This is a genomic window from Streptomyces sp. NPDC093111, from assembly GCF_040683955.1.
Classification (GTDB): domain Bacteria; phylum Actinomycetota; class Actinomycetes; order Streptomycetales; family Streptomycetaceae; genus Streptomyces.
In genome coordinates this window covers 79728-104689 of record NZ_JBFBNW010000011.1, presented here as the reverse complement: position 1 = coordinate 104689, position 24962 = coordinate 79728, and the positions used below count along the sequence as shown (strand labels likewise).

General features: G+C 74.1%; 22 protein-coding genes. 11 read left to right on the top strand and 11 right to left on the bottom strand.

Annotation, left to right across the window (positions count from 1 at the left end; translation table 11 throughout):
• Window positions 1-24: 24 nt before the first annotated feature.
• The 4 genes from AB0Q96_RS20555 to AB0Q96_RS20540 form a co-directional block, all read right to left on the bottom strand.
• On the bottom strand, window positions 25-1026 hold the full coding sequence (locus AB0Q96_RS20555) for a phosphotransferase family protein (protein WP_365327364.1): 1002 nt from the start codon (window positions 1024-1026) through the stop codon (window positions 25-27).
• A gap of 106 nt (window positions 1027-1132) precedes the next feature.
• Complete coding sequence (locus tag AB0Q96_RS20550) at window positions 1133-2047, bottom strand: ROK family protein (RefSeq protein WP_365327362.1); 915 nt, start codon at window positions 2045-2047, stop codon at window positions 1133-1135.
• On the bottom strand, window positions 2044-3225 hold the full coding sequence (locus AB0Q96_RS20545; protein ID WP_365327360.1) for an alcohol dehydrogenase catalytic domain-containing protein: 1182 nt from the start codon (window positions 3223-3225) through the stop codon (window positions 2044-2046). The genes AB0Q96_RS20550 and AB0Q96_RS20545 overlap by 4 nt, the downstream gene beginning before the upstream one ends.
• 243 nt (window positions 3226-3468) lie before the next feature.
• Window positions 3469-4047: a helix-turn-helix domain-containing protein gene (locus AB0Q96_RS20540; RefSeq protein WP_365327359.1), complete on the bottom strand. Its 579-nt coding sequence runs from the start codon at window positions 4045-4047 to the stop codon at window positions 3469-3471.
• Window positions 4048-4177: 130 nt separating this feature from the next.
• Here AB0Q96_RS20540 and AB0Q96_RS20535 point away from each other — a divergent pair, with 130 nt between their 5' ends.
• The 3 genes from AB0Q96_RS20535 to AB0Q96_RS20525 all read left to right on the top strand — a co-directional run bounded on the left by AB0Q96_RS20535 (window position 4178) and on the right by AB0Q96_RS20525 (window position 8219).
• Window positions 4178-5071, top strand: a complete 894-nt coding sequence (locus AB0Q96_RS20535; RefSeq protein ID WP_365327357.1) for an SDR family NAD(P)-dependent oxidoreductase — start codon at window positions 4178-4180, stop codon at window positions 5069-5071.
• Between the two features lie 216 nt (window positions 5072-5287).
• Complete coding sequence (locus AB0Q96_RS20530; protein ID WP_365327355.1) at window positions 5288-7135, top strand: APC family permease; 1848 nt, start codon at window positions 5288-5290, stop codon at window positions 7133-7135.
• Window positions 7136-7418: 283 nt separating this feature from the next.
• On the top strand, window positions 7419-8219 hold the full coding sequence (locus AB0Q96_RS20525) for a DUF4118 domain-containing protein (protein ID WP_365327353.1): 801 nt from the start codon (window positions 7419-7421) through the stop codon (window positions 8217-8219).
• Here AB0Q96_RS20525 and AB0Q96_RS20520 read toward each other — a convergent pair.
• The 3 genes from AB0Q96_RS20520 to kdpB form a co-directional block, all read right to left on the bottom strand.
• Window positions 8163-8696 carry a hypothetical protein gene (locus tag AB0Q96_RS20520; RefSeq protein WP_365327351.1) on the bottom strand — a complete coding sequence of 178 codons (534 nt, stop codon included), beginning with the start codon at window positions 8694-8696 and terminating at the stop codon, window positions 8163-8165. The two genes, AB0Q96_RS20525 and AB0Q96_RS20520, sit on opposite strands and share 57 nt — an antisense overlap.
• Before the next feature lie 53 nt (window positions 8697-8749).
• A complete protein-coding gene (locus AB0Q96_RS20515) occupies window positions 8750-9535 on the bottom strand; it encodes a GNAT family N-acetyltransferase (protein WP_365327349.1) in 786 nt (261 codons plus the stop codon).
• 124 nt (window positions 9536-9659) lie between these two features.
• The gene (gene kdpB / locus AB0Q96_RS20510; protein ID WP_365327347.1) at window positions 9660-11690 is read right to left on the bottom strand and encodes a potassium-transporting ATPase subunit KdpB; all 2031 of its coding nucleotides are present in this window, start codon (window positions 11688-11690) and stop codon (window positions 9660-9662) included.
• 965 nt (window positions 11691-12655) lie between these two features.
• On the opposite strand from kdpB, the gene kdpF reads away from it, so the two are divergent.
• From kdpF to AB0Q96_RS20490, 4 genes are all read left to right on the top strand, one after another.
• Window positions 12656-12745, top strand: a complete 90-nt coding sequence (gene kdpF, locus AB0Q96_RS20505; protein WP_365327345.1) for a K(+)-transporting ATPase subunit F — start codon at window positions 12656-12658, stop codon at window positions 12743-12745.
• Between the two features lie 125 nt (window positions 12746-12870).
• Window positions 12871-15357, top strand: a complete 2487-nt coding sequence (locus AB0Q96_RS20500) for an ATP-binding protein (RefSeq protein ID WP_365327343.1) — start codon at window positions 12871-12873, stop codon at window positions 15355-15357.
• A gap of 172 nt (window positions 15358-15529) precedes the next feature.
• Window positions 15530-16219, top strand: coding sequence for a response regulator (locus AB0Q96_RS20495; RefSeq protein WP_365327341.1), 690 nt, complete (start codon window positions 15530-15532; stop codon window positions 16217-16219).
• A 53-nt stretch (window positions 16220-16272) separates the two neighbouring features.
• Window positions 16273-18882, top strand: a complete 2610-nt coding sequence (locus AB0Q96_RS20490; protein ID WP_365327339.1) for a sensor histidine kinase KdpD — start codon at window positions 16273-16275, stop codon at window positions 18880-18882.
• Here AB0Q96_RS20490 and eno read toward each other — a convergent pair.
• On the bottom strand, window positions 18849-20168 hold the full coding sequence (gene eno, locus AB0Q96_RS20485; protein WP_365327338.1) for a phosphopyruvate hydratase: 1320 nt from the start codon (window positions 20166-20168) through the stop codon (window positions 18849-18851). The genes AB0Q96_RS20490 and eno overlap by 34 nt on opposite strands.
• A 186-nt stretch (window positions 20169-20354) precedes the next feature.
• Between eno and AB0Q96_RS20480 the strand changes: the two genes are divergently transcribed.
• The 4 genes from AB0Q96_RS20480 to AB0Q96_RS20465 all read left to right on the top strand — a co-directional run bounded on the left by AB0Q96_RS20480 (window position 20355) and on the right by AB0Q96_RS20465 (window position 22489).
• Window positions 20355-20777, top strand: coding sequence for a MarR family transcriptional regulator (locus AB0Q96_RS20480; RefSeq protein WP_365327336.1), 423 nt, complete (start codon window positions 20355-20357; stop codon window positions 20775-20777).
• Between the two features lie 214 nt (window positions 20778-20991).
• The gene (locus AB0Q96_RS20475) at window positions 20992-21336 is read left to right on the top strand and encodes a hypothetical protein (protein WP_365327334.1); all 345 of its coding nucleotides are present in this window, start codon (window positions 20992-20994) and stop codon (window positions 21334-21336) included.
• Window positions 21337-21431: 95 nt separating this feature from the next.
• Window positions 21432-22127, top strand: coding sequence for a sigma-70 family RNA polymerase sigma factor (locus AB0Q96_RS20470; RefSeq protein WP_365327332.1), 696 nt, complete (start codon window positions 21432-21434; stop codon window positions 22125-22127).
• Window positions 22124-22489: a hypothetical protein gene (locus tag AB0Q96_RS20465; protein ID WP_365327330.1), complete on the top strand. Its 366-nt coding sequence runs from the start codon at window positions 22124-22126 to the stop codon at window positions 22487-22489. Before AB0Q96_RS20470 ends, AB0Q96_RS20465 begins: the two co-directional genes overlap by 4 nt.
• Before the next feature lie 182 nt (window positions 22490-22671).
• Here the strand turns inward: AB0Q96_RS20465 and AB0Q96_RS20460 are convergent, their stop codons facing one another.
• The 3 genes from AB0Q96_RS20460 to AB0Q96_RS20450 are packed head-to-tail and all read right to left on the bottom strand — an operon-like array spanning window position 22672 to window position 24949.
• Window positions 22672-23529, bottom strand: a complete 858-nt coding sequence (locus AB0Q96_RS20460; protein WP_365327328.1) for a glycosyltransferase — start codon at window positions 23527-23529, stop codon at window positions 22672-22674.
• Between the two features lie 56 nt (window positions 23530-23585).
• Complete coding sequence (locus tag AB0Q96_RS20455; protein ID WP_365327326.1) at window positions 23586-24326, bottom strand: hypothetical protein; 741 nt, start codon at window positions 24324-24326, stop codon at window positions 23586-23588.
• The gene (locus tag AB0Q96_RS20450; RefSeq protein WP_365327324.1) at window positions 24323-24949 is read right to left on the bottom strand and encodes a 2OG-Fe(II) oxygenase; all 627 of its coding nucleotides are present in this window, start codon (window positions 24947-24949) and stop codon (window positions 24323-24325) included. The genes AB0Q96_RS20455 and AB0Q96_RS20450 overlap by 4 nt, the downstream gene beginning before the upstream one ends.
• Between the last annotated feature and the right edge of the window lie 13 nt (window positions 24950-24962).

Below are 24962 nucleotides of genomic sequence, written 5' to 3'. Positions count from 1 at the left end.
ATTTGACGGACATATTCGGCCCGTTCAGTGCCGGCCGGCGGCGGCGCGGTGCAGCACGGTGCGGGTGCGGGCGAAGTAGGCCGGGTCGGGTGGTGCGGTGAGGATGTCCGCGAGCGCGAAGAGGTCCAGCGTCCGGCTGATCCGCGGCCAGTCCCCGGGCAGCCGCCCGCTGCCGGCCCGGAAGCCGTCCACGAAACCGGGCGCGAAGGCGGGCGGGTACTCGTGGGCGAAGCGCAGCATGTTCCCCACGTCGAAGAGCGGGGAGCCGCTGAAGGCCAGCTCCCAGTCGAGCACCGCGGCCACCTCCCAGCGCCCCGCGCGCCGCTCGACCAGGAGGTTCTTCGGGTTGAAGTCGCAGTGCACCAGGCTCCGTTCGCCCGCCACGGCGGCCAGTGCCCGGGGCCCTCCACGGGCCAGGGCGCGCAGCACGGCCGCGTCCGAGCCGTTCAGCGGCCCGTCCCCGGCGGCGGTCGCCAGACAGCGGTCGACGAAACCGGGCAGGTCCCCCAGCGGAGGAGTGCCGTCCGGCGCCGGTACGAGGGAGGCGTCGTCGAAGCCTCCCGGGCGGGGCAGCCTGACCCGGCCGATCCGCGCGAGCACCGCACCCACGGCCCGCCCCAGCTCCCGGGCCCCGCCGTCGGTCAGCCCGTCCGCGAGGACCTGGCTGAGCGGGATCCCGTCCATGAACCGGTAGAGCAGGGTGGGGCGGCCGGTGACCCGGCCGTGCGGATCGGCCGCGACCACCGGGGCCACCGGGACGGTGCGGGCCGCCGCCCGGCCGAGGACGGCGACCTCCACGGCGCAGGTGTTGCGGGGGACCCGGCCGCCGTGCGGCCGGTAGCGGCGCAGCACGTAGCGCTCCGCCCCCCGCGCGCCGGCCGGCCGGGCGGTGAGCAGGGCCATGTCGTTGGTGAACCCGCCGGGCAGCGGGTCCACCCCGCACACCCGGGCCCCGGGCAGGGCGTGCCGGACCAGCCAGGCGTGCGTGGCCGGATCGAGCGGGCCCACCGGGCCGGAGTGCGTCACACCGGCCAGCCTGCCCGGCCCACGGCCCGCCCCACGCCTCCGCTCCCTCCGACGGCCCAGCATCGGGACCCGGCCGCGCCGACGGCGGCGCGTCCGCCGCGGGCGGTCATGTGCGCCGTCGCGCGGCGTCGGCCGCGTCGGCCGCCAGGACCAGTCCGCCGGCCGGCCCGGCGAGCCGGCCGAGCCGCGCCGGGACCACGAAGTCCACGGCCGCCTGCTCCGGCAGCCCGGGATATCCGGCCAGCGCCGCGGACAGCTCGGCGCGCAGCAGCGGGAACAGGCCGGGGAGCTCCGCCACGCCGCCGCCGATCACGATCCGCTGGGGCGCGGTCGTGTAGACGATGTTGCGCAGCCCCGCGGCCAGATAGCCCGCCTCCAGCCGAAGCGCCTCGCGCAGCGCGCCCCCGGTCAGCTCCTCTGCCGGGACGCCCCAGCGGGCCTCCATGGCCTCACCGCCGGCCAGCCCTTCCCAGCAGTCCCCGTGGAAGGGGCAGGAGCCGGGGAAGGTGTCGCCGGTGATCCGGGGCACGGCGAGGTGGCCCATCTCGGTGTGGACCAGGCCCCTGACCACCTTGCCGCCGATCACCGCGCCGCCGCCGATGCCGGTGCCGACGGTCAGGTAGACGTACGCGTCCAGACCGCGTGCCGCGCCCCAGCGGCCCTCGCCGAGGGCGGCGCCGTTGACGTCCGTGTCGATGCCCACCGGCACGCCGAGCGCCGCCGCGACGGGACCGGCGACGTCCACTCCGGACCAGCCGGGCTTGGGGGTGGCCGCGAGATGGCCGAACTTCGCGTGGCCAGGGCGTAGTTCGAGGGGGCCGAAGGAGGCGATCCCGACCGCTTCCAGGGGGCCGGTCGCCGCTGCCCGTTCCTCCAGGAAGGAGATGGCCCGGGCCAGGGTGGGGGCGGGCTCCCCGGTCGGGAAGCGGATCTCGGCCTCGATCCGGTCGGGTGCCGAGCCGACCAGACAGACGACCTTGGTCCCGCCGGACTCGATCGATCCGAACCGCGGCGCGCTCACGCGCCCACCGGCCAGCCGTCGGCACCCACGGGGCCGGCGTGCGAGCGGATGACCACCTTGAGCGCGCCGTACCCGGGAGGCGGTCCCGGCACACGCTCGCCACCGTCCGGGCCGGCCGCGTCGGTGCGCCCGCCCGGGTCACCGCCACCGGTGCCCGGAGCGCGCCGGACGAGCCCGCCGAGCGCGGCGAAGGCGTCCTCGTACCGTTCGAGCGGGAACTCGTGGGTCACCAGCCGTTCCAGGAACGGCACGCCGCCGTCGGCGGACCCCGGACGGCAGAGTTCGGCGGCGAGGTCGACGGCGACCGGGAAGATGTCCGCCCGGTAGTCACCGGCACCGATCAGGCTGATGCCCCGGTTGGTGAGCTTGAGCGGGTGCAGCGGCACGGCGTAGGCGTCGTCGAAGCCCATCACGACGATCCGGCCGCCGTCGTCGACCAGCCGAAGGGCCGCGTCGAGGCCGACCCCGGTGGTGTCGAAGACCAGGGAGGGCCGCTCGCCGTCCGACGCCTTCAGCACCGCCTCGGCCGCGTCCGCGCCCGCCACGTCCACCACGTGCGCGAACTGTTCCCGGGCGAGCCCCAGCCGGTAGCCGTCTTGTTCGGCGACGACGACCCGGCGCGCCTGACGGGCGGCGACCAGCGCGGTCAGCATCCCGATCGGCCCCGCGCCGAGCACCACGACGGTGTCGTCGAAGGAGACCGCCGCGGCCCCGACGTTGTTCAGGACGCAGGCGAGCGGTTCGATCAGGACCGCGGCGCGGAAGGAGAGCCCGGCGGGAACCGGCACGACGAAACGTTCCGGCAGTGTCACGCGCTCCGCGTACGTGCCGTCCCGGTCGACACCGACCTCGGTGCCGGTCTTGTGCCGGCAGAAGTTGGTCGCCCCGCGGCGGCAGGGAACGCACCAGCCGCAGTACAGCGTGGGGTTGACCACCACCCGGTCGCCGACCGCGACCGCACGCACCTGGGGCCCGGCCGCCCGCACCACACCCACCGACTCGTGCCCGAGCACCACGCCCGGCCGAGCGGGGAACCGCCCGAGCAGGATCTTGCGGTCGGTGCCGCAGACCCCCGTACCGACGACCTCGACCACGACGTCATCACCGTTCAAGAGCTGTGCGTCGGGCCGGTCCTGCAGTGCGGCGGAGCCGGGACCCAGATAGACGAGAGCGCGCACGAAACCTCCCCATCGGTGTCGGGAAGGCGAAGCTAGTCCAGTCGAACCCGCCCGGACACCACGCACTCTGAGCCACCTCGCGCCGCCGCCCGCCCGAGCCGCCGCGCGCGGCCCCCGCTCCGGCGGGAAAGCCGACTGGTCAGAGCGACGCGCACGGCGCGCCCGCTCCGGCGGTCCGCTCGCGTCCGGGCGCCACCCGCGTCCGAATCTGGAGGGTGGTGAGCGGCACGGCGACGGCGACGGTCAGCGGGGCGTCGTCCCGTAGCGAAGCCCGTCGAGCAGCAGGTCGAGGAGGCGGTCGGCCCGCTCGCGCTGGTCGGGGGCGCTGGTGATCACCGCGACGCCGGCGAGGCTGAAGCCGACGTCGAGCGGGTCGGCGTCGGAACGCAGAGACCCGGACTGGGCGCCGGCGCGCAGCAGGGAGCCGAGCGCGTCGGCCAGTTTGTCGAGCGTCTCGGCGAAGGGGTCGGCGCCGGAGGCGACCGCGGCCCGCAGGGCGTCCGCCATGCCCTGCTTGGCCGCCACGTAGTCGATGAAGCGGTCCATCCACAGGCGCAGCGCCCGGTCCGCCGGGAAGTCGGCGAGCAGCTCCCCGGCGCTCTCGCAGACGCGGGCCAGCTCGTTCCGGTAGGCGGCCTCGACCAGGGCCTCACGGGTGGGGAAGTGGCGGTAGAGCGTGGCCGAGCCGACCCCCGCGGCCTTGGCTATCGCGTCGATCGGAACGTCCGCGCCCTGCTCGGAGAAGGCGCGTACGGCCGCTTCGAGGATGCGCTCCCGGTTGCGACGGGCATCGGCGCGCAGCGGGCTCGGGTGGGAGGTCAAGGCGGTTCCCTTCGTCGGGGACCCAGTCTAACTGGACAACCGGGGAGTTCCCCGGTTAGCTTCCGGGGTAACCGGGGGATTCCCCGTTTAGTGGCGTGAGCCCCGCTCCGAGGCACGAGGAGACCCCCAGATGACCGCCGAGAAGACCCCCGACACGACCGTCAAGACGAGCGGCGAGACGACCGGCCGGAAGACGGTCCTGATCACCGGCACCTCCTCCGGGATCGGCCTGGCCGCGGCCGTCGCCGCCGCCCGGGCAGGCTGGACCACCGTCGCCACCATGCGCGACACCGGAAAGGCCGAGGCCCTGCTCAAGGCCGCCACCGAGTCCGGGGTCGCCGACCTGATCCAGGTCAAACACCTGGACGTGGTCGACCCCGAGAGCGTCACCACCTGCCTGGACGAGGTGGTCTCCGAGCACGGCCGCCTCGACGCGCTGGTCAACAACGCGGGCGCCGCCCACGTCGGCACCATCGAGGTGGGTAGCCTCGACGCGGTCCGCGCCGCCATGGAGGTCAACTTCTTCGGCGTGGTGGCCACCACCCGCGCCGCCCTGCCGCACCTGCGCGCCACCCGGGGCCGGGTCGTCACGGTCACCAGCGTCGGCGGCGTCGTCGGGCAGCCCTTCAACGAGGCGTACTGCGCGGCCAAGTTCGCCGTCGAGGGCTTCATGGAGTCCCTCGCGCCCGTCGCCGCCACCGTGGGCGTCGCCGTCACCGTCGTCGAACCGGGCGCGGTGGCCAGCGAGTTCGTCGCCAACCTGGGCCTGGACGTCCCGGCCCTGCTGGCCGGGGCCGGCCCGTACGCCCCGGCGCTCCAGGCGTACATCGCGCGCACCCAGAAGTCCTTCGGCAACGCCCAGACGCCCGCCGAGGCCGCCGCCCCGATCATCGAGGCCCTGACCGGCGACCGCCCCGCCTTCCGGATCCAGACCTCCGCGTGGGCCCGCGAGTTCGTCGGCACCAAACTGGCCGACACCGACGGCTCGGCCGTCCAGGCCATGACCGAGGGCTGGGTGCGCTGAACCACTCCGCCAGGGGGTGCGACCCGGGACGAACCACGACGGAAGGCCCCTGTCTCCCGGAGCGTTCCCCGCGGCTCCGACGCCGTACGGCGCGGTTCCGCGTCAAGAAGGCGTCAGGAGCGGGGTGCGCGGCGCAAAGAACACGCCAGGACCGGCGGACACGGGCCGGCCGGGGCGGACGCTGAGCGGAGCCCGATCCGAAGGAGTTCCCCCGGCATGACCGCACTCACCACCTCACCCGCCGAGACGGGGGCCGACCCCGAGCCCCCCGATACCGGCGCGCGGCACAAGCTGACCGCTGTCACCGGACTCGCCGCGCTCTCCCTCGACGCGATGGCATCGGTCGCGTACGGGCCCGAGGCGATCGTCCTGGTCCTGGCGGCCGCCGGCGGGTACGGGCTCGGCTTCACCCTGCCCGTGACGCTGGCCATCGCCGGACTGCTGGCCGTGCTCGTGGCCTCGTACCGGCAGGTCATCGCCGCCTTCCCGGACGGCGGCGGCTCCTACGCCGTGGCCAAGGCGCACCTGGGGCGGCGCACCAGCCTGGTCGCGGCCGGTTCGCTGGTCCTGGACTACGTCCTGAACGTGGCCGTCGCCGTGACGGCCGGGGTCGCCGCCCTGACGTCGGCCTTCCCCGGACTGTACGGCGACCGGCTCGCGATCTGCCTCGGGGTGCTCGTGCTCATCACGGCCGTGAACCTGCGGGGCATCGTCGACTCGGCCCGCGCCTTCATCGTGCCGACCGCCGTCTTCGTCGGCGCGATCCTCGTCATGGTCGTCGTCGGCCTGTTCCGCGACGCGCCCGTCTCCACCGCCGCCTCCGCGGGGCACGCGTCCGTCCTCGCGGACGACGCCACCACCGTGGGCGCCCTGCTGCTCCTCAAGGCGTTCGCCTCCGGCTGCTCGGCCCTCACCGGCGTGGAGGCGATCGCCAACGCCGTGCCGTCCTTCCGCGCCCCGGCCGCCCGGCGGGCGATGCGGGCCGAGGTGGCGCTCGGCGCGCTCCTCGGCGTGATGCTGATCGGCCTGTCGGTGCTGATCTCCCGCTTCGGCCTCCAGCCGGTGGAGGGCGTCACCGTCCTCGCCCAGCTGGCCGACGCCTCGCTCGGACACAACTGGGCCTTCTACGTGGTGCAGTTCGCGACGATGGTGCTGCTGGCGCTCTCCGCGAACACGTCCTTCGGCGGGCTTCCGGTGCTGCTGAAGCTGCTGGCCCGCGACAACTACGTTCCGCACGTGTTCGGACTCAAGGCCGACCGCCAGGTGCACCGGCACGGAGTCGTGTGGCTCGCCGTCGTGTCGGCGGCGCTGCTGGTCTTCTCCGGCGGTGACACCAACACCCTCGTGCCGCTCTTCGCGATCGGCGTCTTCGTCGGCTTCACCGTCGCCCAGACCGGCATGGTGCTGCACTGGCGCCGGGAACGCGGCGCCCGATGGGCGGCGAAAGGCGTCCTCAACGGCCTCGGCGCCGTCCTGACCGGGGTGTCGGCGGTCGTCGTCACCGCCACCAAGTTCCACGACGGGGCCTGGCTGATCGTGATCGCCCTGCCGCTGCTCGTCCTCGCCTTCGAGGCCGTCCACCGCGCGTACGGCCGGCTCGGCGAACGCCTGGGCGTCGGCCGGGTCCCCGAGGCCCCGCACCGCGAGCGCTCCCTCGTCCTCGTGCCGGTCTCCTCGCTGACCCGGCTCACCAGCGAGGCCCTCACCGCCGCCGTCTCGCTCGGCGACGAGGTCCGGGCGGTGACCGTGTGCCACCCGGACCCGGAGGACCGGGAGGCCACCGAGGCCCTGGAACGCGACTGGGCGCTGTGGAACCCGGGCGTGCCCCTCGTCCGCCTCCCGTCCGAGCGGCGCTCGCTCGGCCGGCCCATCAGCGCGTACGTCCGCGAGCTGCGCGCGGCCGAACCCGCCACCCGGGTGACCGTGCTGGTCCCCGAGGCCGAGCCGGAGCACCTCTGGCAGCGCCTGCTGCAGAACCAGCGGGGCGCGGTCGTCGCCCACGCCGTCCGCAGGGACACCGACGCCGTGATCTGCCGGCTGAGGTTCCGCCTCGGCTCTCGCTAGCCGACGCGCACGCGCGGGAGTGCCGGGCCCGACCGACCGGGCCCGGCGCTTCCGCGCGCTCTCATGCGCTCTCGTACGTGACGGGGCCGGCCGTTCTCTCCGCCGAGGCGCGGCGGAGTCAGGGAACCGTCAGGATCCGCCGGTGCGGCGGCACCCCCCGCGCGCGGGGGGCAGCCTTGAGGTACCGGGCACGTGTGCCGACGTACCGACGTCGACCGACGTATGGACCGATATCTCGACCGACGTACCGGACACGTGGGTGACGCCGCGGAGGAGGCCGACGATGCGCATGCCGTTCCGGGACGTGGCCGCCGTGATGGCCGCGCTCCTCGCACCCCTCCTGGCGGCGCTGATGCTGCTGCCCTTGCGGACGAGCGTCAGCCCCACCGACCTCGCGCTGGTCCTCGTCGTCGTGGTCGTGGCCGTCGCGGCCCTGGGGAACCGCTGGGCCGGTGCGCTGGCCGCCCTGTCGACGGCGATCTGGTTCGACTTCTTCCACACCGTGCCGTACCAGAGCTTCCACATCCACGACCGGACCGACGTCGGGACGGCCGTCCTGTTGCTCCTCGTCGGACTGGCGGTCTCCCAGATCGCCGCCCGGGCGCGGGTGATGAGCTCGGTCGCCGTCACCGACGCCGAGCGCCTGGAGTGCCTGCACCGCACGTTCCGGCTGGTGCGATCGGGCGACTGCACGCGGCCGGAGGCGATCGAGCGGGTCCGGCGGGACCTCGTGGAGGTTCTCGAACTGAGCCGCTGCCGGTTCACCACCGCCGTGCAGTCCGACGGCCCTCCGCCGCCCGGACTCCGGGCGGACGGGTCGGTACGGGTGGAGGGCTGGATCTGGGACCTGGAGCGGCAGGGCTGGCCGGACGGGGAGATCGAGCTGCCCGCGGTGGCGGACGGCACGGTCCACGGACGCTTCCTCATGACGCCCGCGCCCGGCACCGTACCGGTCTCGACGGAGGCCCGGCTCGTCGCCGTCGACCTGGCGGGGCTCGCCGCGATGGTGCTCGGCCGCCCCGAGCGGCTAGCCGAGGCCCGAGACCTTGAGGACGGACCGCGCGGTCTCGGTGTGGACGTATAGCGCGAGGCGCGCGAGGTCGGGCGTGCCGCGCTCCAGGGTGCCGCGGGCGCGGGAGGCGCGGGCGTCGTCCTCGATGCGGAGCCACAGGGAGGGGTTGGCCAGGAGGACGCGGAGGTCGACCTCGGCCCAGGACCCGTCCTCGTCCCGCAGCGCCAGACGCCGGCCGGAGTCCACGGGCCAGACGAGCACCGCGAGCCGGTCGGTACGCACCGTCCGGGTCACCCACGGACCCCGGACCGTCAGCCGGCCCGGCGCCGCGCTCACCCGTGCGGGCAGCAGGACCACCAGCAGGAGCACGGCCGGCACGATGCAGCCCAGCACCCGGTGCAGGGTCAGCCCGTGCGCGCCGGCCTGCACCGCCAGCGAGGTGCCCAGCAGGAGGCCGGCGCAGAGGACGGCGGCCCGGGCCTCGCCGGGCCATCCGGCGTCGTGCAGCACGTCGGAGGCGGGGCGGGGGGCGGGGAGCGGGGGCTGCATGGTGCCGACGTTAGGGCCGCCGACGGGCGTACGGGGCGTCGGCTACGCGCTGTTTACGCGGCGGTCCGCAGAATTGACGTGCCGCTGACGGCGGCCGGCCCGGTGGTGTGGTGCACGTACTCGCGCAGCAGCCGGAACCCGGCGGTCCACGCGAGCAGACGGCTCGCCCGGTTCTCGCGGGAGCAGCTCCAGGTGGCGGTCCGGCCCCGGGCGGCGATGTCGCCCGACAGGCCCGCGACGCAGGCGAGGGCCAGGTGCTGCCGTCGCTCACCGGGGTCGGTCGCGCAGGCCACGTCCTCGTACCGGCTGCCCGCGAACCGCGAGCAGGCCACGGCGAGGACACGGTCCTTCCGGAAGGCCGCCCAGCCGTGCCCGGAGCGGGCCAGCCCTTCGGGACCGCCCCAGCTGGCGAAGGTCCGGCCCAGGGCGAGGCCGGCGCAGGCGAGGGAGGGCCCGTCCTCGGCGCGCAGCCGTCGGACCGTCGTCCCCCGGGGGACCCGCGCCGGGGCCGCGTCCGCCCGCTGGACGTAGAGCATGCGGTCCCACGGCTGCAGGAGGTCGAAGGCGGCGGCGAGGACGGGCAGGAAGCGCGCGGACGCCTCGACGCGGTGGCCGGCCAGCGGGGCGAGGTCGGCCGGGGCGAGGGCGGTGGGGTCGCCGGCCAGGAGCGCGTGGCGCCCGCTGGTGACGGCGACGACACGGGGCCGCTCGGCACGGTCGGTCCACCAGGTGCCGTGCCCGCCGGCGAGGACGTGCTCGGCGAGCGTCGCCGTGCCGGGCGCGCCGACGGGGAAGGCCCGGGCGGAGGCGGGCGGTTGGTGGGCGGGGTGGGGGATCACGGGGACCTCCGGGAGGGGAGAGGGGAGAAGAGCTGAGCTGAGCTTGAGCGCGCTTTCTTCTTGCGGCGGGCCTTCTCTCGCGGGCGCGCTTGGACCTGTCCGGTGCCGCCGCCCTGACGACGGCTCACCCGAGGCCGGGAATGGCCGAGACGATCACGTCGACGCACTTGATGCCGACGAAGGGCAGCACCAGGCCGCCGAGTCCGTACACGAGCAGGTTGCGGCGCAGCAGCTCGTGCGCGGACGCCGGTGTGTAGCGGACGCCGCGCAGGGCGAGCGGGATGAGGGCCACGATGATCAGGGCGTTGAAGATGATGGCGGAGGTGATGGCCGAGGTGGGGCTGCTCAGCCCCATGATGTTCAGCGCTTCCAGGCCGGGGTAGGCGCCCGTGAACATCGCGGGGATGATGGCGAAGTACTTCGCCACGTCGTTCGTGATCGAGAAGGTCGTCAACGCGCCTCGGGTGATGAGGAGTTGTTTGCCGATCTCGACGATCTCGATGAGCTTGGTCGGGTTGGAGTCGAGGTCGACCATGTTGCCGGCCTCCTTCGCGGCCGACGTGCCCGTGTTCATCGCCACGCCGACGTCGGCCTGCGCGAGGGCGGGGGCGTCGTTGGTGCCGTCGCCGGTCATCGCGACCAGCTTCCCGCCGGCCTGCTCCCGCTTGATGAGGGCCATCTTGTCCTCGGGGGTGGCCTCCGCGAGGAAGTCGTCCACGCCCGCCTCGTGGGCGATCGCCCGTGCGGTGAGCGGGTTGTCCCCGGTGACCATGACGGTACGGATGCCCATGCGGCGCAGCTCCGCGAACCGCTCCCTGATGCCCTCCTTCACGACGTCCTTGAGGTGGACGATCCCCAGTACCCGGGGTCCTTCGCCGTCGTGGAGGGCCACGAGGAGGGGCGTCCCGCCGGCGTCCGCGATCGCGTCGGACCAGGTGCGGGCCTCGGGCGGCACCGTACCCCCGTACATCTCCACCCAGGCGACGACCTGGGCCGTCGCCCCCTTGCGGATGTGGCAGGCGCCGCCGTCCCAGCGCAGGTCGACGCCGCTCATCCGGGTCTGCGCGCTGAACTCCACGAACCGAGGGTCGGCCAACTCTCCCTCGGCGGGCGGCTCCAGGCCGTACTGCCGCCGGGCGAGTCCGGCGACGGACCGCCCCTCGGGGGTCTCGTCGGCGAGCGAGGACAGCTGGGCCGCGTCGGCGAGCAGCGCGGCCTCGACCCCCGGGAGCGGGATGAAGGCGGCGGCCTCGCGATGGCCGTGGGTGATGGTGCCGGTCTTGTCGAGGAGCAGGGTGTTCACGTCGCCGGCCGCCTCGACGGCCCGGCCCGACATGGCGAGCACGTTGCGCTGCACCAGCCGGTCCATGCCCGCGATGCCGATCGCCGACAGCAGCGCGCCGATCGTGGTGGGGATGAGGGTGACGAGGAGCGCGACCAGGACGGGCGTGGAGGGGGCGGCGTCCGCGTACCCCGCCATCGGCCTCAGCGCGACGACCACCAGGACGAAGACGACGGTCAGCGCGGCGAGCAGGATGTTGAGGGCGATCTCGTTCGGCGTCTTCTGGCGCTCCGCTCCCTCGATGAGGGCGATCATCCGGTCCATGAAGGAGTGGCCGGGCCGCGAGGTGACGCGCACGACGACCCGGTCCGAGAGCACGGTCGTGCCGCCGGTCACGCCCGAACGGTCGCCGCCCGCCTCGCGGATGACGGGCGCGGACTCGCCGGTGACGGCGGACTCGTCGACGGAGGCGATCCCGGCGACGACGTCGCCGTCCGCCGGGATCAGCTCGCCCGCCTCGACGAGGACGAAGTCGAACTGCTTGAGCTCGGTCGCCGCGACGGCCTCCGTCGCTGCCCGGTCGACGTCCGTCCCGTACCGCCAGTGCCGCAGGCGCAGCGCGACCGTGTCCGTACGCGCTCTGCGCAGCGATTCGGCCTGCGCGCGGCCCCGGCCCTCGGCGACGGCCTCCGCCAGGTTCGCGAAGACCACGGTCAGCCAGAGCCACACGCTGACGGTCCAGGTGAACACGGACGGGTCGAACAGCGCCGAGAGCGTGGTGAGCGCCGAACCGACGGCCACCACGAACAGCACGGGCTTCCGGACGAGCGTGCGGGGGTGCAGTTTGCGCAGCGCCTCGGGAAAGGACTTCACGAGCTGGACCGGGTCGAGGAGCCCGCCGTGCCCCGCCCGCCGCCGCTGGGGCCGAGGGCGGCGGGCGGGGTGCTGGGGCGGGGTGGGAGCGTGGCCGGGGACGGACGAGTGGCCAGGGGCGGACGGGAGGCCCGGGGTGGAGGGGGTGCCCGGGGTGGATGGGATGCCCGGGGTGGAGGAGGTGCCCGGGGTGGACGGGAGGCCGGGGGCGGACGGATCCAGGGGGGACGGCGAGGTCGTGGAGGGCGGCCCTGATCGGGGCGCGGCGGAGTGCATCGCGAGAGACCTTCTGGGAAGCCGGCCGTCCGTACGGCGGAGGCCGGAAGGGGAACGGCCGGAGGCACCTCCCAGGACGGACTCCTGGGGAGCGGGCCACCGGCCCACACGGTGCGGGGTGCCCCGCGAAGGGTGCCCCGTGCGGGCACCGGAGCCCTGTGCCCCGACTCCCGCCGCGCGGCTGCGGACGGACAGCGCGGTCGCTCGACACGGGGGGCACGGGGGCACGGGCGCCGGATGGGAGGGGCGGTCCGTGCCCCCGTGGTCCGGGACGGTCAGGCCACTGACGTCCCCGGGTCGGTGAGCGACCGAGGGTGAATCTAGACGCTCGGAGCCGCCGGACCGACGGGTCGGCGCGGGCTTTGACGAGGCCCTTACGGGGCGTTCGAGGGCTTCGTCAAAGGCCCGTCAAGGTGGGCGGTCACGGCGTCAGAGAGGCGTCAACGGGGGCCGGACGGAGCCGGGCGGCGCCACAGGATGCCGCGGGCGGGACGAGTCCGGGGGCGCGACGCGGGACGCGCCCGCTCGGGTGAACTCCCCGTACAGGAACCGTCAAGGCGGCGTCAGTGTCGGCGGGTCGGGCGACAGGACGACGTCAAGGTGGGCGAGCGGCGGCCCCCTGCCGACTTCGATGGCGGCAGGCACCCGCACCTCTCACCCGCCCGCCCTCCCACAGGAGTTGATCGTTCGTGAGCATCGAGAACGTGGTCGGACTCATCGTGGCCCTCAGCATCGTCGGCTACCTGGTGGCCGCTCTCGTCCGCCCGGAGAAGTTCTGACCGGGACCGGGCGTCCCGACACGGGCCCGCCCACCGAACGGCTGGACACGGGACCGCCGGCGGGCCGCCCCGGACGGCTCAGGGTTCTCGTCGGTGCCGCGGCCGGCGTCGGAAAGACGTACCGGATGCTCGACGAGGGCCACCGCAGGGCGGCACGGGGGACCGACGTGGTCGTCGGCGCCGCCGACTGCCGTGGACGCCCTCACACCGAGGCACTCCTCGACGGCCTCGAACGCCTGGAGTACCGGGACCGCCTGGAGCACCTGGAGCACGGGGATCGCCGGGACAGCCGGGACAGCCGGGAACACCGGGAACGCCCGGAACACCGAGACCGCCCGCAACGTCCGGACCGCCCCGCCCGCCCGGACCGCGAGCACGGCGGATTCGACCTGGACGCCGCTCTGCGCCGCCGCCCCGCACTGCTCCTGGTCGACGACCTGGCCCACACCAACCCGCCCGGGCACCGCAACGCCCGCCGCTGGCAGGACGTCGAGGAACTGCTCGCGGCCGGTATCGACGTCCTCACGACGATCAACGTCCAGCACCTCGAATCCCTCGGCGACGTCGTCGAGTCGATCACCGAGGTACCGCCCGGCGACACCGTCCCGGACGCCTTCGTCCGCCGCGCCGACCAGATCGTCCTCGTGGACGTGGACCCCGAGGAGCTGCGCCGCAGGATGGCGCACGGCAACATCCACCCCCCGGAGGTGGTGGACGCGGCCCTGGCCAGCTGGTTCCGCCCCGGCAATCTGACCGCCCTGCGTGAACTCGCCCTGCTCTGGGTCGCCGAGCAGGTCGACGACGCCTTGCGGAAGTACCGCGACGACCACGACATCGAGGGTGTCTGGGCGGCCCGGGAACGCGTGGTGGTCGGACTGACGGGCGGCCCGGAGGGGGACACCCTCATACGCCGCGCCGGCCGGATCGCCGCCAGGTCGGCCCACGGCGAGCTGTCGGCCGTGCACGTGGTGCGCGGCGACGGTCTCGCGGCCGGCGCCTCGTCGGCGGCCCTCGCCCGCCAGCGGCGCCTGGTCGAAAGCCTCGGCGGCAGCTACCACACGGTCGTCGGCGAGGACGTGCCGACCGCACTGGTGGCCTTCGCCAGGGCGGGCGACGCCACCCAGCTGCTCCTCGGGACGAGCAGACGCGGCCGGCTCGAACGCTTCCTCACCGGGCGGGGCATCGGCGAGACCGCCGTCACGCTCTCCGGCGGGATCGACGTGCACATGGTCACCCACGAGCGGGCGGGGCGAGGGCGCCCGCTGCCCTCGCGGCGGCGCACCCTCCCGCTGTCCCGGCGCGTCGCGGGCCCCGTCGCCGGAGTCGTCCTCCCACTCCTCCTCACCCTGTTGCTCGACCGGGCCAGGGGCAGCCTCAACCTGACCAGCGAGGCCCTGCTGTTCCTGGTCACCGTGGTCGGCGTGGCCTGCATCGGCGGCATCGGCTCCGCGCTCGTCGCCGCGGTGACGGCCTCCCTGCTGCTCAACTACTGGTTCATGCCGCCCATCGGGGCGTTCTCCTACGAGGACCCCGACAGCGTCCTCGCCCTCGGGGTGTTCCTCGTCGTCGCGGGCGCCGTCGCGGCCATGGTGGACCGGTCGCTGCGGTTGTCACGCCGGGCCGCGAGCGCCACCGCCGAGGCGGAGACCCTCTCGGCGCTGGCCGGCTCCGTCGTCCGGGGCGAACACACCGTCCCCGCCCTGCTCGCCCGTACCAGGGAGACCTTCGCGGCGCAGGCCGCGGAGCTGGCCGACCACCCCGTGGACGACCCCACCGCGAGCCAGGTCGCGCTCGGCGACGGGGGCTTCCTCGTGCTGCGCGGCCGGACGCTGCCGGCCGCCGAGCGCCGTGTCCTCACGGCGTTCGCCGCGCACGTCAGGGCGGCCGTCGAACGGGCCGGGCTCGCCGAGGCGGCGGCGGAGGCGGAGAGCGTGAAGGCCGCGGACCGGATGCGGACGGCGCTCCTCGCCGCCGTCAGCCATGACCTGCGGACCCCGCTGGCCGCGGGATGGGCGGCGGTGGCCTCGCTCCGCAGCCCCGACGTGGACTTCACCGCCGAGGAACGGGGCGAACTCCTGGCCACGGCGGACGAGTCCATGGCCAGGCTCAGCCGGCTCGTCGAGAACCTGCTCGACATGAGCCGCCTCCAGGCGGGGGCCCTCACCCTGGACCTGCGCCCCACGGCCTGGGAGGAGGTCGTCCCGGCGGCCCTGGACGGGCTCCCGGACGCGGGCCGCCGGGTGGCCCTCCGCGGCCTGGAGGAGGCCCCGTTGGTCCTCGCCGACCCTCCGCTCCTCGAACGGGTGGTCGCCAACCTCGTCGCCAACGCCCTCCGCCACTCGCCGCCCGGACACCCGGTCCTCCTCGGAGCCAGCACGCTCTCCGGCCGCGTCGAGCTGCGCGTCGTCGACCGGGGCCCCGGCCTTCCGGTGGCCGACCGAGAGCGCGTGTTCGAGCCCTTCCAGAGACTCGGTGACACCGACAACACCACCGGCGTCGGCCTCGGTCTGGCGCTGGCCCGCGGGCTCACCGAGGCGATGGGCGGCACGCTCACCCCGGAGGACACCCCAGGGGGCGGTCTGACCATGGTCGTCACGCTCACCCGGGCATGAGCCCCGACCGGCCGGCCCGGCGCGTGGCGGATGTGCCGACGCGTAGGGGATGCGTCAAGAGGGAGGTCAAGGGCGTTAGGGCGGCGTCAACGAGGCCGGTGGCGAGGGGAAAAGACGGTTTCCTCATCCTGCACGATACGAACGACATGGACGACAGGAAGGCAGCACGCCGATGACGCGGGTGCTGGTGGTCGAGGACGACGCACAGCTCGCACGAGCTCTGGTGATCAACCTGCAGGCCCGTCAGTACGCGGTGGAAGCCGCGCCCGACGGTGCCACCGCGCTGGCGCTCTCCGCCGCCGAGCCACCGGACGCCCTGATCGTCGATCTCGGCCTGCCCGACATGGACGGCGTCGAACTCATCAGGAACCTGCGGCGCTGGAGCCGTGCCTCCGTCCTCGTCCTCTCGGCGCGCAGCGGCTCCGAGGACAAGATCCGCGCCCTCGACGCGGGCGCGGACGACTACATGACCAAGCCGTTCAGCATGGACGAACTCCTCGCCCGCCTGCGGGCCGCGACGCGACGGGCGGCCGAGGCCCCGGTCTCCGAACCGGTCCCGGGAGGCCGGATCAGCACGGACGACTTCACCGTCGACCTGGTGGCGAAGCGGGTGCGGCGCGCGGACCGGGACGTACGGCTCACCCCGACCGAATGGCATCTGCTGGAGATCCTCATCCGCAACCCCGGGCGGCTGATCAGCCAGAGCCACCTGCTCAAGGAGGTCTGGGGCCCGAGCCACGGCACCAAGACCAACTACCTGCGGGTCTACATGGCCCAGTTGCGCCGCAAGCTGGAAGCGGACCCCGCACACCCCCGCTATCTGATCACCGAGTCCGGCATGGGCTACCGGTTCGAGCCGTAGATCCGAGCCGTAGATCCGAGCCGTGGATCCGAGCCATAGGAGAGTCGCAGAACATGAGACGCGGGAAGCTGCGCATCTACCTGGGGGCGGCGCCGGGCGTCGGCAAGACGTACTCCATGCTCTCGGAAGGGCACCGGAGGGTCGAGCGCGGCACGGACTGCGTCGTCGCGTTCGTCGAGCACCACAGCCGGCCGCGTACCGAGGTGATGCTGCACGGCCTGGAGGTGATCCCGCGCCGCAACGTCGAGTACCGCGGCACCTCCTTCACCGAGATGGACGTGGACGCCGTCCTCGCCCGGCGGCCCACCGTCGCGCTCGTCGACGAACTGCCCCACACCAACGTCCCGGGCTCGCGCAACGCCAAGCGCTGGCAGGACGTGGAGGAACTGCTCGCCGCCGGCATCGACGTCGTCTCGACGGTCAACATCCAGCACCTGGAGTCGCTCGGCGACGTCGTCGAGTCGATCACCGGCGTACGGCAGAAGGAGACGGTTCCCGACGACGTCGTGCGCCGGGCCGACCAGATCGAGCTGGTCGACATGTCGCCGCAGGCACTGCGGCGGCGGATGGCCCACGGCAACATATACAAGCCGGACAAGGTCGACGCGGCGCTCTCCAACTACTTCCGCCCCGGCAACCTCACCGCCCTGCGCGAGCTCGCCCTGCTCTGGACCGCGGACCGGGTCGACGAGTACCTCCAGGAGTACCGCACCGAGCACCGGGTCTCGAAGATCTGGGGCTCGCGCGAGCGGATCGTCGTCGGTCTCACGGGCGGCCCCGAGGGACGCACCCTGATACGGCGTGCCGCGCGGCTCGCCGAGAAGGGCGCGGGCGGCGAGGTGCTGGCCGTCTACATCTCCCGCAGCGACGGCCTCACCGCGGCCTCCCCGAAGGAACTGGCCCTTCAGCGCACCCTCGTGGAGGACCTGGGCGGCACCTTCCACCACGTCGTCGGCGACGACATACCCACGGCTCTCCTCGCCTTCGCGCGCGGGGTGAACGCCACCCAGATCGTCCTCGGCGTCAGCCGCCGCCGCTCCTGGCAGTACCTCTTCGGCCCCGGCGTCAGCGCCACCGTCGCCCGCGAGTCCGGCCCCGACCTCGACGTCCACATCGTCACCCACGACGAGGCGGGCCGGAGGGGCGGCCTGTCCGCCGCCCGCGGCGCCCGCCTCGGCCGGACCCGCACCGTCTGGGGCTGGCTCGTCGGGCTCGCCGGGCCGGCCCTGCTCACGCTGCTCCTCAGCACCGCCATGCCCGCGGTGGGACTCGCCAACGACGTCCTGCTCTACCTCACCCTCACCGTCGCGGCGGCCCTGCTCGGCGGCCTCAAGCCCGCGCTCGCCTCCGCGGCCGCCGGCTCCCTCCTCCTCAACTGGTTCTTCACCCCGCCCATCCACGAACTCACCATCGCCGACCCCCGCAACATCGTCGCCCTGGCGATCTTCGTCGGGGTGGCGATCTCCGTGGCCTCCGTCGTGGACCTCGCGGCGCGCCGCACCCATCAGGCCGCCCGGCTCCGCGCGGAGGCCGAGACCCTGTCCTTCCTCGCCGGCAGCGTGCTGCGCGGGGAGACGACGCTCGAAGCCCTCCTCGAACAGGTCCGTGAGACCTTCTCCATGGAGTCCGTCGTCCTCCTGGAGCGTCCCGACGAGACCGCGCCGTGGGCCCGCGTCGCCGCCGTCGGCCACCGTCCGTGCGAGCGCCCGGACGACGCGGACGTCGACATGCCCGTCGGCGACCACCTCGCCCTCGCCCTCACCGGCCGGGTGCTGCCCGCCGAGGACCGGCGCGTGCTCGGCGCCTTCGCCGCCCAGGCCGCCGTCGTCCTCGACCGGCAGCGGCTCGTCGGCGCGGCGGAGGAGGCCCGCAGGCTCTCCGAGGGCAACAAGATCCGTACGTCCCTGCTCGCGGCGGTCAGCCACGACCTGCGGACGCCGCTCGCCGGCATCAAGGCGTCGGTCACCTCGCTCCGTTCCGACGACGTCGAGTGGTCCGAGCGGGACCGCGCCGAACTCCTCGAAGGCATCGAGTCCGGAGCCGACCGCCTCGACCACCTCGTCGGCAACCTCCTCGACATGTCCCGGCTGGAGACCGGCACGGTCACCGCCGTCATCAGGGAGACCGACCTCGACGAGGTCGTGCCCATGGCGCTGCTCGGCGTCCCCGAGGACAGCGTCGACCTGGACATCCCCGAGACGCTCCCGATGGTCGCCGTCGACCGGGGCCTCCTGGAACGCGCCGTCGCCAACATCGTCGAGAACGCCGTCAAGTACAGCCCGCCGGGCCACGCCGTCCTCGTCGCGGCGAGCGCCCTCGCGGACCGCGTCGAACTCCGCGTCGTCGACCGCGGCCCCGGCGTCCCGGACGAGGCCAAGGACCGCATATTCGGAGCCTTCCAGCGCTACGGCGACGCCCCCCGGGGCGAGGGCGTCGGCCTCGGTCTCGCCGTGGCCCGCGGCTTCGTGGAGTCGATGGGCGGGACGGTGACGGCGGAGGACACACCCGGGGGAGGACTGACGATGACCGTCGGTCTGCGGAGGGCGGAAGGAAATCCGCCTCCGCCTGCCACGGCCACGGCCACGGCCACGGCGACGGCGGCGTCGGCTCCGGGCGGCTCCGGAGCCGTCTACGCCCGGCGGAGGGCGGAGCGGCCGGCGTAGCGGGCGGAGGCGCCCAGTTCCTCCTCGATACGGATGAGCTGGTTGTACTTCGCGGTGCGGTCGGAGCGGGAGAGCGAGCCGGTCTTGATCTGACCGCAGCCGGTCGCCACGGCCAGGTCGGCGATGGTGGTGTCCTCGGTCTCGCCCGAGCGGTGTGACATGACGGCCGTCCAGCCCGCCCGGTGGGCGGTGCCGACCGCGGCCAGTGCCTCGGTCAGGGTGCCGATCTGGTTGACCTTGATGAGGATCGAGTTGCCCACGCCGGTGCGGATGCCCTCGCGCAGCAGCGTCTCGTCGGTGCAGAAGACGTCGTCGCCGGTGAGCTGGCAGCGGTCGCCGACGCGGGCGGTGAGCTCGCGCCAGCCGTCCAGGTCGTTCTCCGCCATCGGGTCCTCGATGGAGACGATCGGATAGGCGTCGATGAGCTTGGCGAGGTAGTCGGCGTTCTCGGAAGGGGTGCGGCGCACCCCCTCGCCGACGTAGTCGTACACCCCGTCGCGGAAGAACTCCGACGAGGCCGGGTCCATGATGAGCCCGATGTCCGTGCCGGGGCGGTAGCCGGTCCGCTCGATGGCGGCGGTCACGAAGTCGAGCGCCTCCTCGGCGGTGCGCAGCGCGGGCGCGAAGCCGCCCTCGTCGCCGACGCCCGTGGAGTGCCCGGCGGCCAGCAGGTCGCGGCGCAGGGTGTGGAAGACCTCGCTGCCCATGCGGACGGCTTCGGCGAAGGTGTCCGCGCCGACCGGCGCGATCATGAACTCCTGGAAGTCCAGCGGATTGTCGGCGTGGGCACCGCCGTTGACGATGTTCATCATCGGCAGGGGCAGGAGACGGGCGTCCGCGCCGCCGAGGTAGCGGTAGAGGGGCTGACGGTGGGCGGCCGCGGCGGCCTTGGCGGTGGCGAGGGAGACGCCGAGGATCGCGTTGGCGCCGAGCCGGGACTTCGTGGCGGTGCCGTCGAGGGCGACCAGCCCCGCGTCGAGCCCGGCCTGGTCGGCGGCGTCCCGGCCGCGCACGGCCGCCGCGATCTCCCCGTTGACGTGGGCGACCGCGCGGTCCACGCCCTTGCCGTGCCAGCGCGCGGCGTCCCCGTCGCGCAGTTCCAGGGCCTCCCGGGCGCCTGTGGAGGCGCCGGAGGGGACGGCCGCGCGCCCCAGGGAGCCGTCCGTCAGGACGACGTCGACCTCGACCGTGGGGTTGCCACGGCTGTCGATGATCCGGCGCGCGGTGACGGTCTCGATGGTGGTGCCGGCGTCGGTGTCGAGGGGTGCGACTACCTGTGCGGACATGGGAGTTCCTTCCCGTTGTCAGGTGCCGGGCCCTGGCTGCGACAGCGTTGGCGCTGAGCCCGACCTTCAAAACACTACAGCAAGACTGCACACTTTAGCTGTGCAGTATTGCTGTGCAGTATGGCTGCGCACGTCGGGCGCCCGGCCGTGCCGGGGCGCGGGGCGGGGCGCGGGGTAAGGTGCTCTATGCCCTCCACGGAAGCCGCCGCCATCGCCGTCGACCTGCGCACCGCCATGGGCAAACTCACCCGGCGCGTCAAGCACGAGGACCACATCCCGCTGGGCCAGGCGGCCGTCCTCGGCTCCCTGGACCGCAACGGCGCCATGACCACCAGCGACCTCGCCGCGGATCAGCGCGTCCGCCCGCAGTCGATGGCGCGAGCGGTCGGGCTGCTCATGGAGCAGGACCTGATCGCGCGTCGGCCGCACCCCACGGACGGCCGCAAGTCGCTCGTCGAGCTGACCGACGCGGGCCGCACCGCGCTCGAAGCGGAGCGCGGCCGCAGGGCCGGCTGGCTCGCGCAGGCCATCGAGACCGAACTGACGGACGAGGAACGGACCCTGCTGGCCCACAGCACGGCCCTGCTGGAACGCCTCGCCACCCGCTGACCCGACCGCTCCCGAGAGGCGTGGGAGACACGCGTCTCCGGTCACCTCGATCCGCCCCGAAAAGATTTCCGGAACGGATCGCAACCTCCGGGGGTGACGCACGTCTGGTGGGTTGAAGGCGCCCTTCGACCGATCCACCGGATCCGGCCGGTCACCTGATCACCCGATCGGCCGGATCCACCAGACCCTGTTCGTCACCTCCTCGGGAGATCCCATGTCCGTCCACTCCAAGCGGAACCTCCGCCGCCCCCGCGTCCTGGGCGTCGCTGCCGGTGTCGCACTGCTCCTCGGCGGCGGTTTCGCCGCCCAGGCCTTCGCCGACTCCGGCGCGAAGCCCGCCCCGGCCCCGGTCCCGGCCACCGCGCCGGAGGCCGCCCCGGCCGTGTCGAAGCCCGGTACCGCCGCGCCGGCGCCGGCGCCGGCCGACGCGCCGAAGGTCGTCTCCCCGGCCAAGGGGTCCGAGATGACCGCCTCCACCGCCTCCACCCCCGCGCCGGCGGCCCCCACGGCCGAGAACGCGCCCCGGGTGATCTCGCCCGGCACCGGCGTCCGTAAGTAACACGAGCGGCCCTGCCACCGGGGTGGCGGGACAGGTCCGGTCCCGGCCCTGTCCCGCCACCCCTCCCGCCCGACGCACCGACCGAGGACACGCAGTTGTCGTACGCCATATCCAGCCCCGTCCATGGCCCCGGCCGCACCCCCGCGCCGTCGCCCTGGTGGGCACGGCTGCTCGCCCGGCTGTCGCGGACGGCCGACGGGGCACCGGTACGGGAGAGGGCCCCCGGGCGGCGTCTCCGGGCGGTCGGACCGTCCCACGAGGACGAACCCACGTACCGCCACGCGCCTCCGCACCGCTACGAACCGCCGCCCGACCTCACCGAGCTGTACCAGGCACGGCGGCTCGACATGGTGCGGCTCGCGCTGTTCCTGGTGGACGACCTGCACACCGCCGAGGACGTCGTCCAGGACGCGTTCACCGCCCTGTGCCGCACCCACGGCACCTCGCTCGACGGGCTCAAGGACCCCGGGGCGTACCTGCACACCGCCGTGGTCAACGCCGCCCGCTCCGTCCTGCGCAGGCGCCGCACCGCCCGCGCGTACACCCCGCCGCACCAGGGCCCCGGAGCGCCGGTCGACGAGGAGCTGCTGCTCGCGGAGGAGCACCGCCACGTGCTCGACGCCCTCGCGCAGCTGACCCGGCGCCAGCGTGAGGTGCTCGTCCTGCGGTACTGGTCGGAGCTGACCGAAGCACAGATCGCGCGCACGCTGGGCCTCTCGTGCGGCACGGTCAAGTCCACTGCGAGCCGGGCGCTCGACGCGCTGGAGAAGAAGCTGGAGGCGGGCCGATGAGACCGCAGACACCGCCCGCCGCGGGCCACGACTCCCCGGTCGAGGAGCGCCTGCGCGCCGCGCTGACCGCCCGCGCGGCCCTCGTCACGTACCACGAACTGCGCCGCGCCGAGCCGCCGCAAGGGCGCGCCACGGGAACCCGCCGGGTGCGGGCGCTCGCCTTCGCGGGCCTCGGAGCGGCGGCTGCGGTGGCGGCCGCGTACCTGCTGGGGGCCTTCCCCGGCGGCCTCCTGGACCCCGCCCCGGCACCCCCCGCCCGCCCACCGGGCATCGTCGAACGCCCCACGATCACGCCGACCCCGGCGACGACCCCGGGCCCGGCCGCCCCGTCCGTGACGGAGGGCGGCGACCGGACCCACTAGACCGCTTCCCGAGGCCACGCCGAGCACCAGGCCGACGAACGGGCCCTCGGCGGGGGCTCCGCCCGGACGGCGGCCCGGGAGAACACCGGCTCAGGGCGCGCCCTCACCGACGTCCCGCGGGAACCGGGCGAACTCCTCGACGTGTCTCTGCGCGCGTAGGGGGCCGCACGCCGGGGCGGGGCTCACCTCCAGTCGCCGAAGGTCGCGAAGAACGCCTCGGCGGAGCGCACGCTCGCTGCCGCGACGGCGCCGCGTTGCGCCTCCCAGTCGCCGGTGAACGCCTCGACCAGCACCTCGGCGGCCCTGGGCGTACCGATCACCTTGCGCAGGCACTCCTCGCGGCGTGCGCCGTCGAAATGGACGAGGGCCACCCGTGCCACGTTGTACGCGCGGCTCGCGGAGCTCAGACGGTAGGGCGGGTACGGGCGGAATCGGTGCTCCAGTCGTGCCGACGGGACGGCCAGCACATCGATCCCGGCACGCCATGCCCGCAGGCTGAAGTCGACGTCCTCAAGCCCGAGTTCGCGGAAGGCCCCGAATCCGCCCAGCCGCTCGAACACCGCCCGCCGCACCGCCAGGCAGCCGCCCGGCGCGATGGGCACCGGGTACGGGGCGCCGTCCGGCCCGGGCGGCAGCCAACGTACCCGCAGGCCGGCGTCGATCAGGCGGGCGCCGCAGCCCAGCGCCGTACCGCCGACGTCGCGCAGGGCGGGGGCGAGGACGGCATCGGGCCCGGCGGCCAGCGCGGCCCGCAGCCGGCCGAGGCAGTCCCGGTCCAGCCGGCAGTGCGCGTCGAGGAACAGCAGGTGGGTGCCCTGGGCGAGCCGGGCGCCCGCGTTGCGGGCCGCCGCCACGCCGCTGCGCGGGATGCGGTGGACGACGACCCCTCGCGCCCGCCACCGCGCCTGCTCCAAGGCGGCGCAGCTGCCGTCGGTGCCGCCGTCGTCGACGACGATGGTCTCGTCGGCGACGTCCGACCCGGCGAACACGGACCTCAGGGTCTCGTGCAGCTCCGCGCCCTCGTCCAGACTCGCGATCACCAGCGAGACGGTCACCGGCCGCCCCGGAGGCCCCGGCGCCCCGGACGCCGTACGGGTCATTCCACCGGAGGGCCGGGCGTGCCGGGCGGAACTCCCCCGGGAGGGGACGTGGCGATCAGGTCGATCAGCCCCGGCAGTATCGCCGCGTACCGGATCGAGTCCTGCAGATAGGCCGAGAGCCCGGCGCTCAGCGCGAAGTGGTAGGAGCTCAGCCGGTCGAGCTCGCCGCCGTCCAGGGCGAGTGCCAGGAGGTCGCCGAGCCGCAGCCGGCTCAGGCCGAGCGTGTCGAGCACCTCCTGCGGCGCCGCGGAGAACTCCAGGTAGTCGGCGAAATCGGTGGACGACTGGAAATCGGCCTCGGTGAAACCGGCCTGTTCGAGGACACGCTCGAGGGCCCGGTCGCCCTGGCGGACCAGATATCCGGCCGACGGCACGTTCCGCTCGCGCAGGTGCTCCAGCAGCTGCTTCGTCACGGCAGCGACGAGGCCGACGTTGGTGACGTTGCGCCGGTCCGTCAGGACGGGGGTGAGATGGGCCCGGTCCTCGCTGCCGATCATCGCGATGCCCACGGCCTCGACCGTCTGCGAACCGATCCCTTTCGGCGGCCACGGCCGCTCCGTCGTGGCCAGCGCCAGCACCAGGCCGCCCCGGGACAACAGCGGGTCGAGGACCTCGGAATAGAGGTACGGATACCGGTTGCGACGGCAGAACGCGGCGAGCGCGGTCCGCGTCTCGACGTCGGGGTCCGCCGTCACCGTCAGTCGGACCGACTCGTTCGCGGGGGAGTGGTGGGTCATCGCGGGCCTCCGAGGGCGGGGGAGTCTGCACGGGACATCCACCCCGCGACCGCGTACCGCGTGCCGTCGCGTACGTGCGCCACCTCGTGCATGAGGGAGGAGCGGAACAGCAGCAGCATGCCGGGCTCGGGCACCACGACCACCCGGCGGTCGCGCAGGTCCGGGTCGGTCTCGTAGACGGTGAGCGCGCCGCCGTCGAACGCCGGCAGGGCCTCGCCGCCGTCGCGCCCGTTGAGGTAGAGCAGCAGCGACCACCGGTGGGCGGCCAGCCGGGGCGGATCGTCCTTGTGGTTGGCGACGTCCCGGTGCGCGCGGAAGTAGCTGCCCTTCTCGTACGACATGAAGTACGGGCCGTACAGGTAGTCCGCGTCCGAGTCGAACTCCGCGCGGTGTTCGGCGAAGTAGGACGCCATGCGCTCGCCGATGCGGCGCTTGAAGTCCTCCGGGAAGTGGTGGTCGAAGCAGAGGCGCAGCGACTCGTCCAGGATCGATTCGCCCGCGCGCACGACCTGGGCCGGCTCCTTCGGCGCCCGCGCCATCGCGTGGATGACGTCGGCGCATTCGGCGACGGAGAGGAATCCGCCGGCCGACGCGATGTTCCGCGTCCTGAACTGGGGCTGCATGTCCTGGCGCCTC

Bases quoted from the DNA above. Each gene is read 5' to 3' on its own strand.
- AB0Q96_RS20535 (WP_365327357.1), top strand. From the start codon at position 4,178: ATGACCGCCGAGAAGACCCCCGACACGACCGTCAAGACGAGCGGCGAG.
- AB0Q96_RS20530 (WP_365327355.1), top strand. From the start codon at position 5,288: ATGACCGCACTCACCACCTCACCCGCCGAGACGGGGGCCGACCCCGAG.
- AB0Q96_RS20525 (WP_365327353.1), top strand. From the start codon at position 7,419: ATGCGCATGCCGTTCCGGGACGTGGCCGCCGTGATGGCCGCGCTCCTC.
- AB0Q96_RS20520 (WP_365327351.1), bottom strand. From the start codon at position 8,696: ATGCAGCCCCCGCTCCCCGCCCCCCGCCCCGCCTCCGACGTGCTGCAC.
- AB0Q96_RS20500 (WP_365327343.1), top strand. From the start codon at position 12,871: ATGCTCGACGAGGGCCACCGCAGGGCGGCACGGGGGACCGACGTGGTC.
- AB0Q96_RS20495 (WP_365327341.1), top strand. From the start codon at position 15,530: ATGACGCGGGTGCTGGTGGTCGAGGACGACGCACAGCTCGCACGAGCT.
- AB0Q96_RS20490 (WP_365327339.1), top strand. From the start codon at position 16,273: ATGAGACGCGGGAAGCTGCGCATCTACCTGGGGGCGGCGCCGGGCGTC.
- eno (WP_365327338.1), bottom strand. From the start codon at position 20,168: ATGTCCGCACAGGTAGTCGCACCCCTCGACACCGACGCCGGCACCACC.
- AB0Q96_RS20480 (WP_365327336.1), top strand. From the start codon at position 20,355: ATGCCCTCCACGGAAGCCGCCGCCATCGCCGTCGACCTGCGCACCGCC.
- AB0Q96_RS20475 (WP_365327334.1), top strand. From the start codon at position 20,992: ATGTCCGTCCACTCCAAGCGGAACCTCCGCCGCCCCCGCGTCCTGGGC.
- AB0Q96_RS20465 (WP_365327330.1), top strand. From the start codon at position 22,124: ATGAGACCGCAGACACCGCCCGCCGCGGGCCACGACTCCCCGGTCGAG.
- AB0Q96_RS20455 (WP_365327326.1), bottom strand. From the start codon at position 24,326: ATGACCCACCACTCCCCCGCGAACGAGTCGGTCCGACTGACGGTGACG.
- AB0Q96_RS20450 (WP_365327324.1), bottom strand. From the start codon at position 24,949: ATGCAGCCCCAGTTCAGGACGCGGAACATCGCGTCGGCCGGCGGATTC.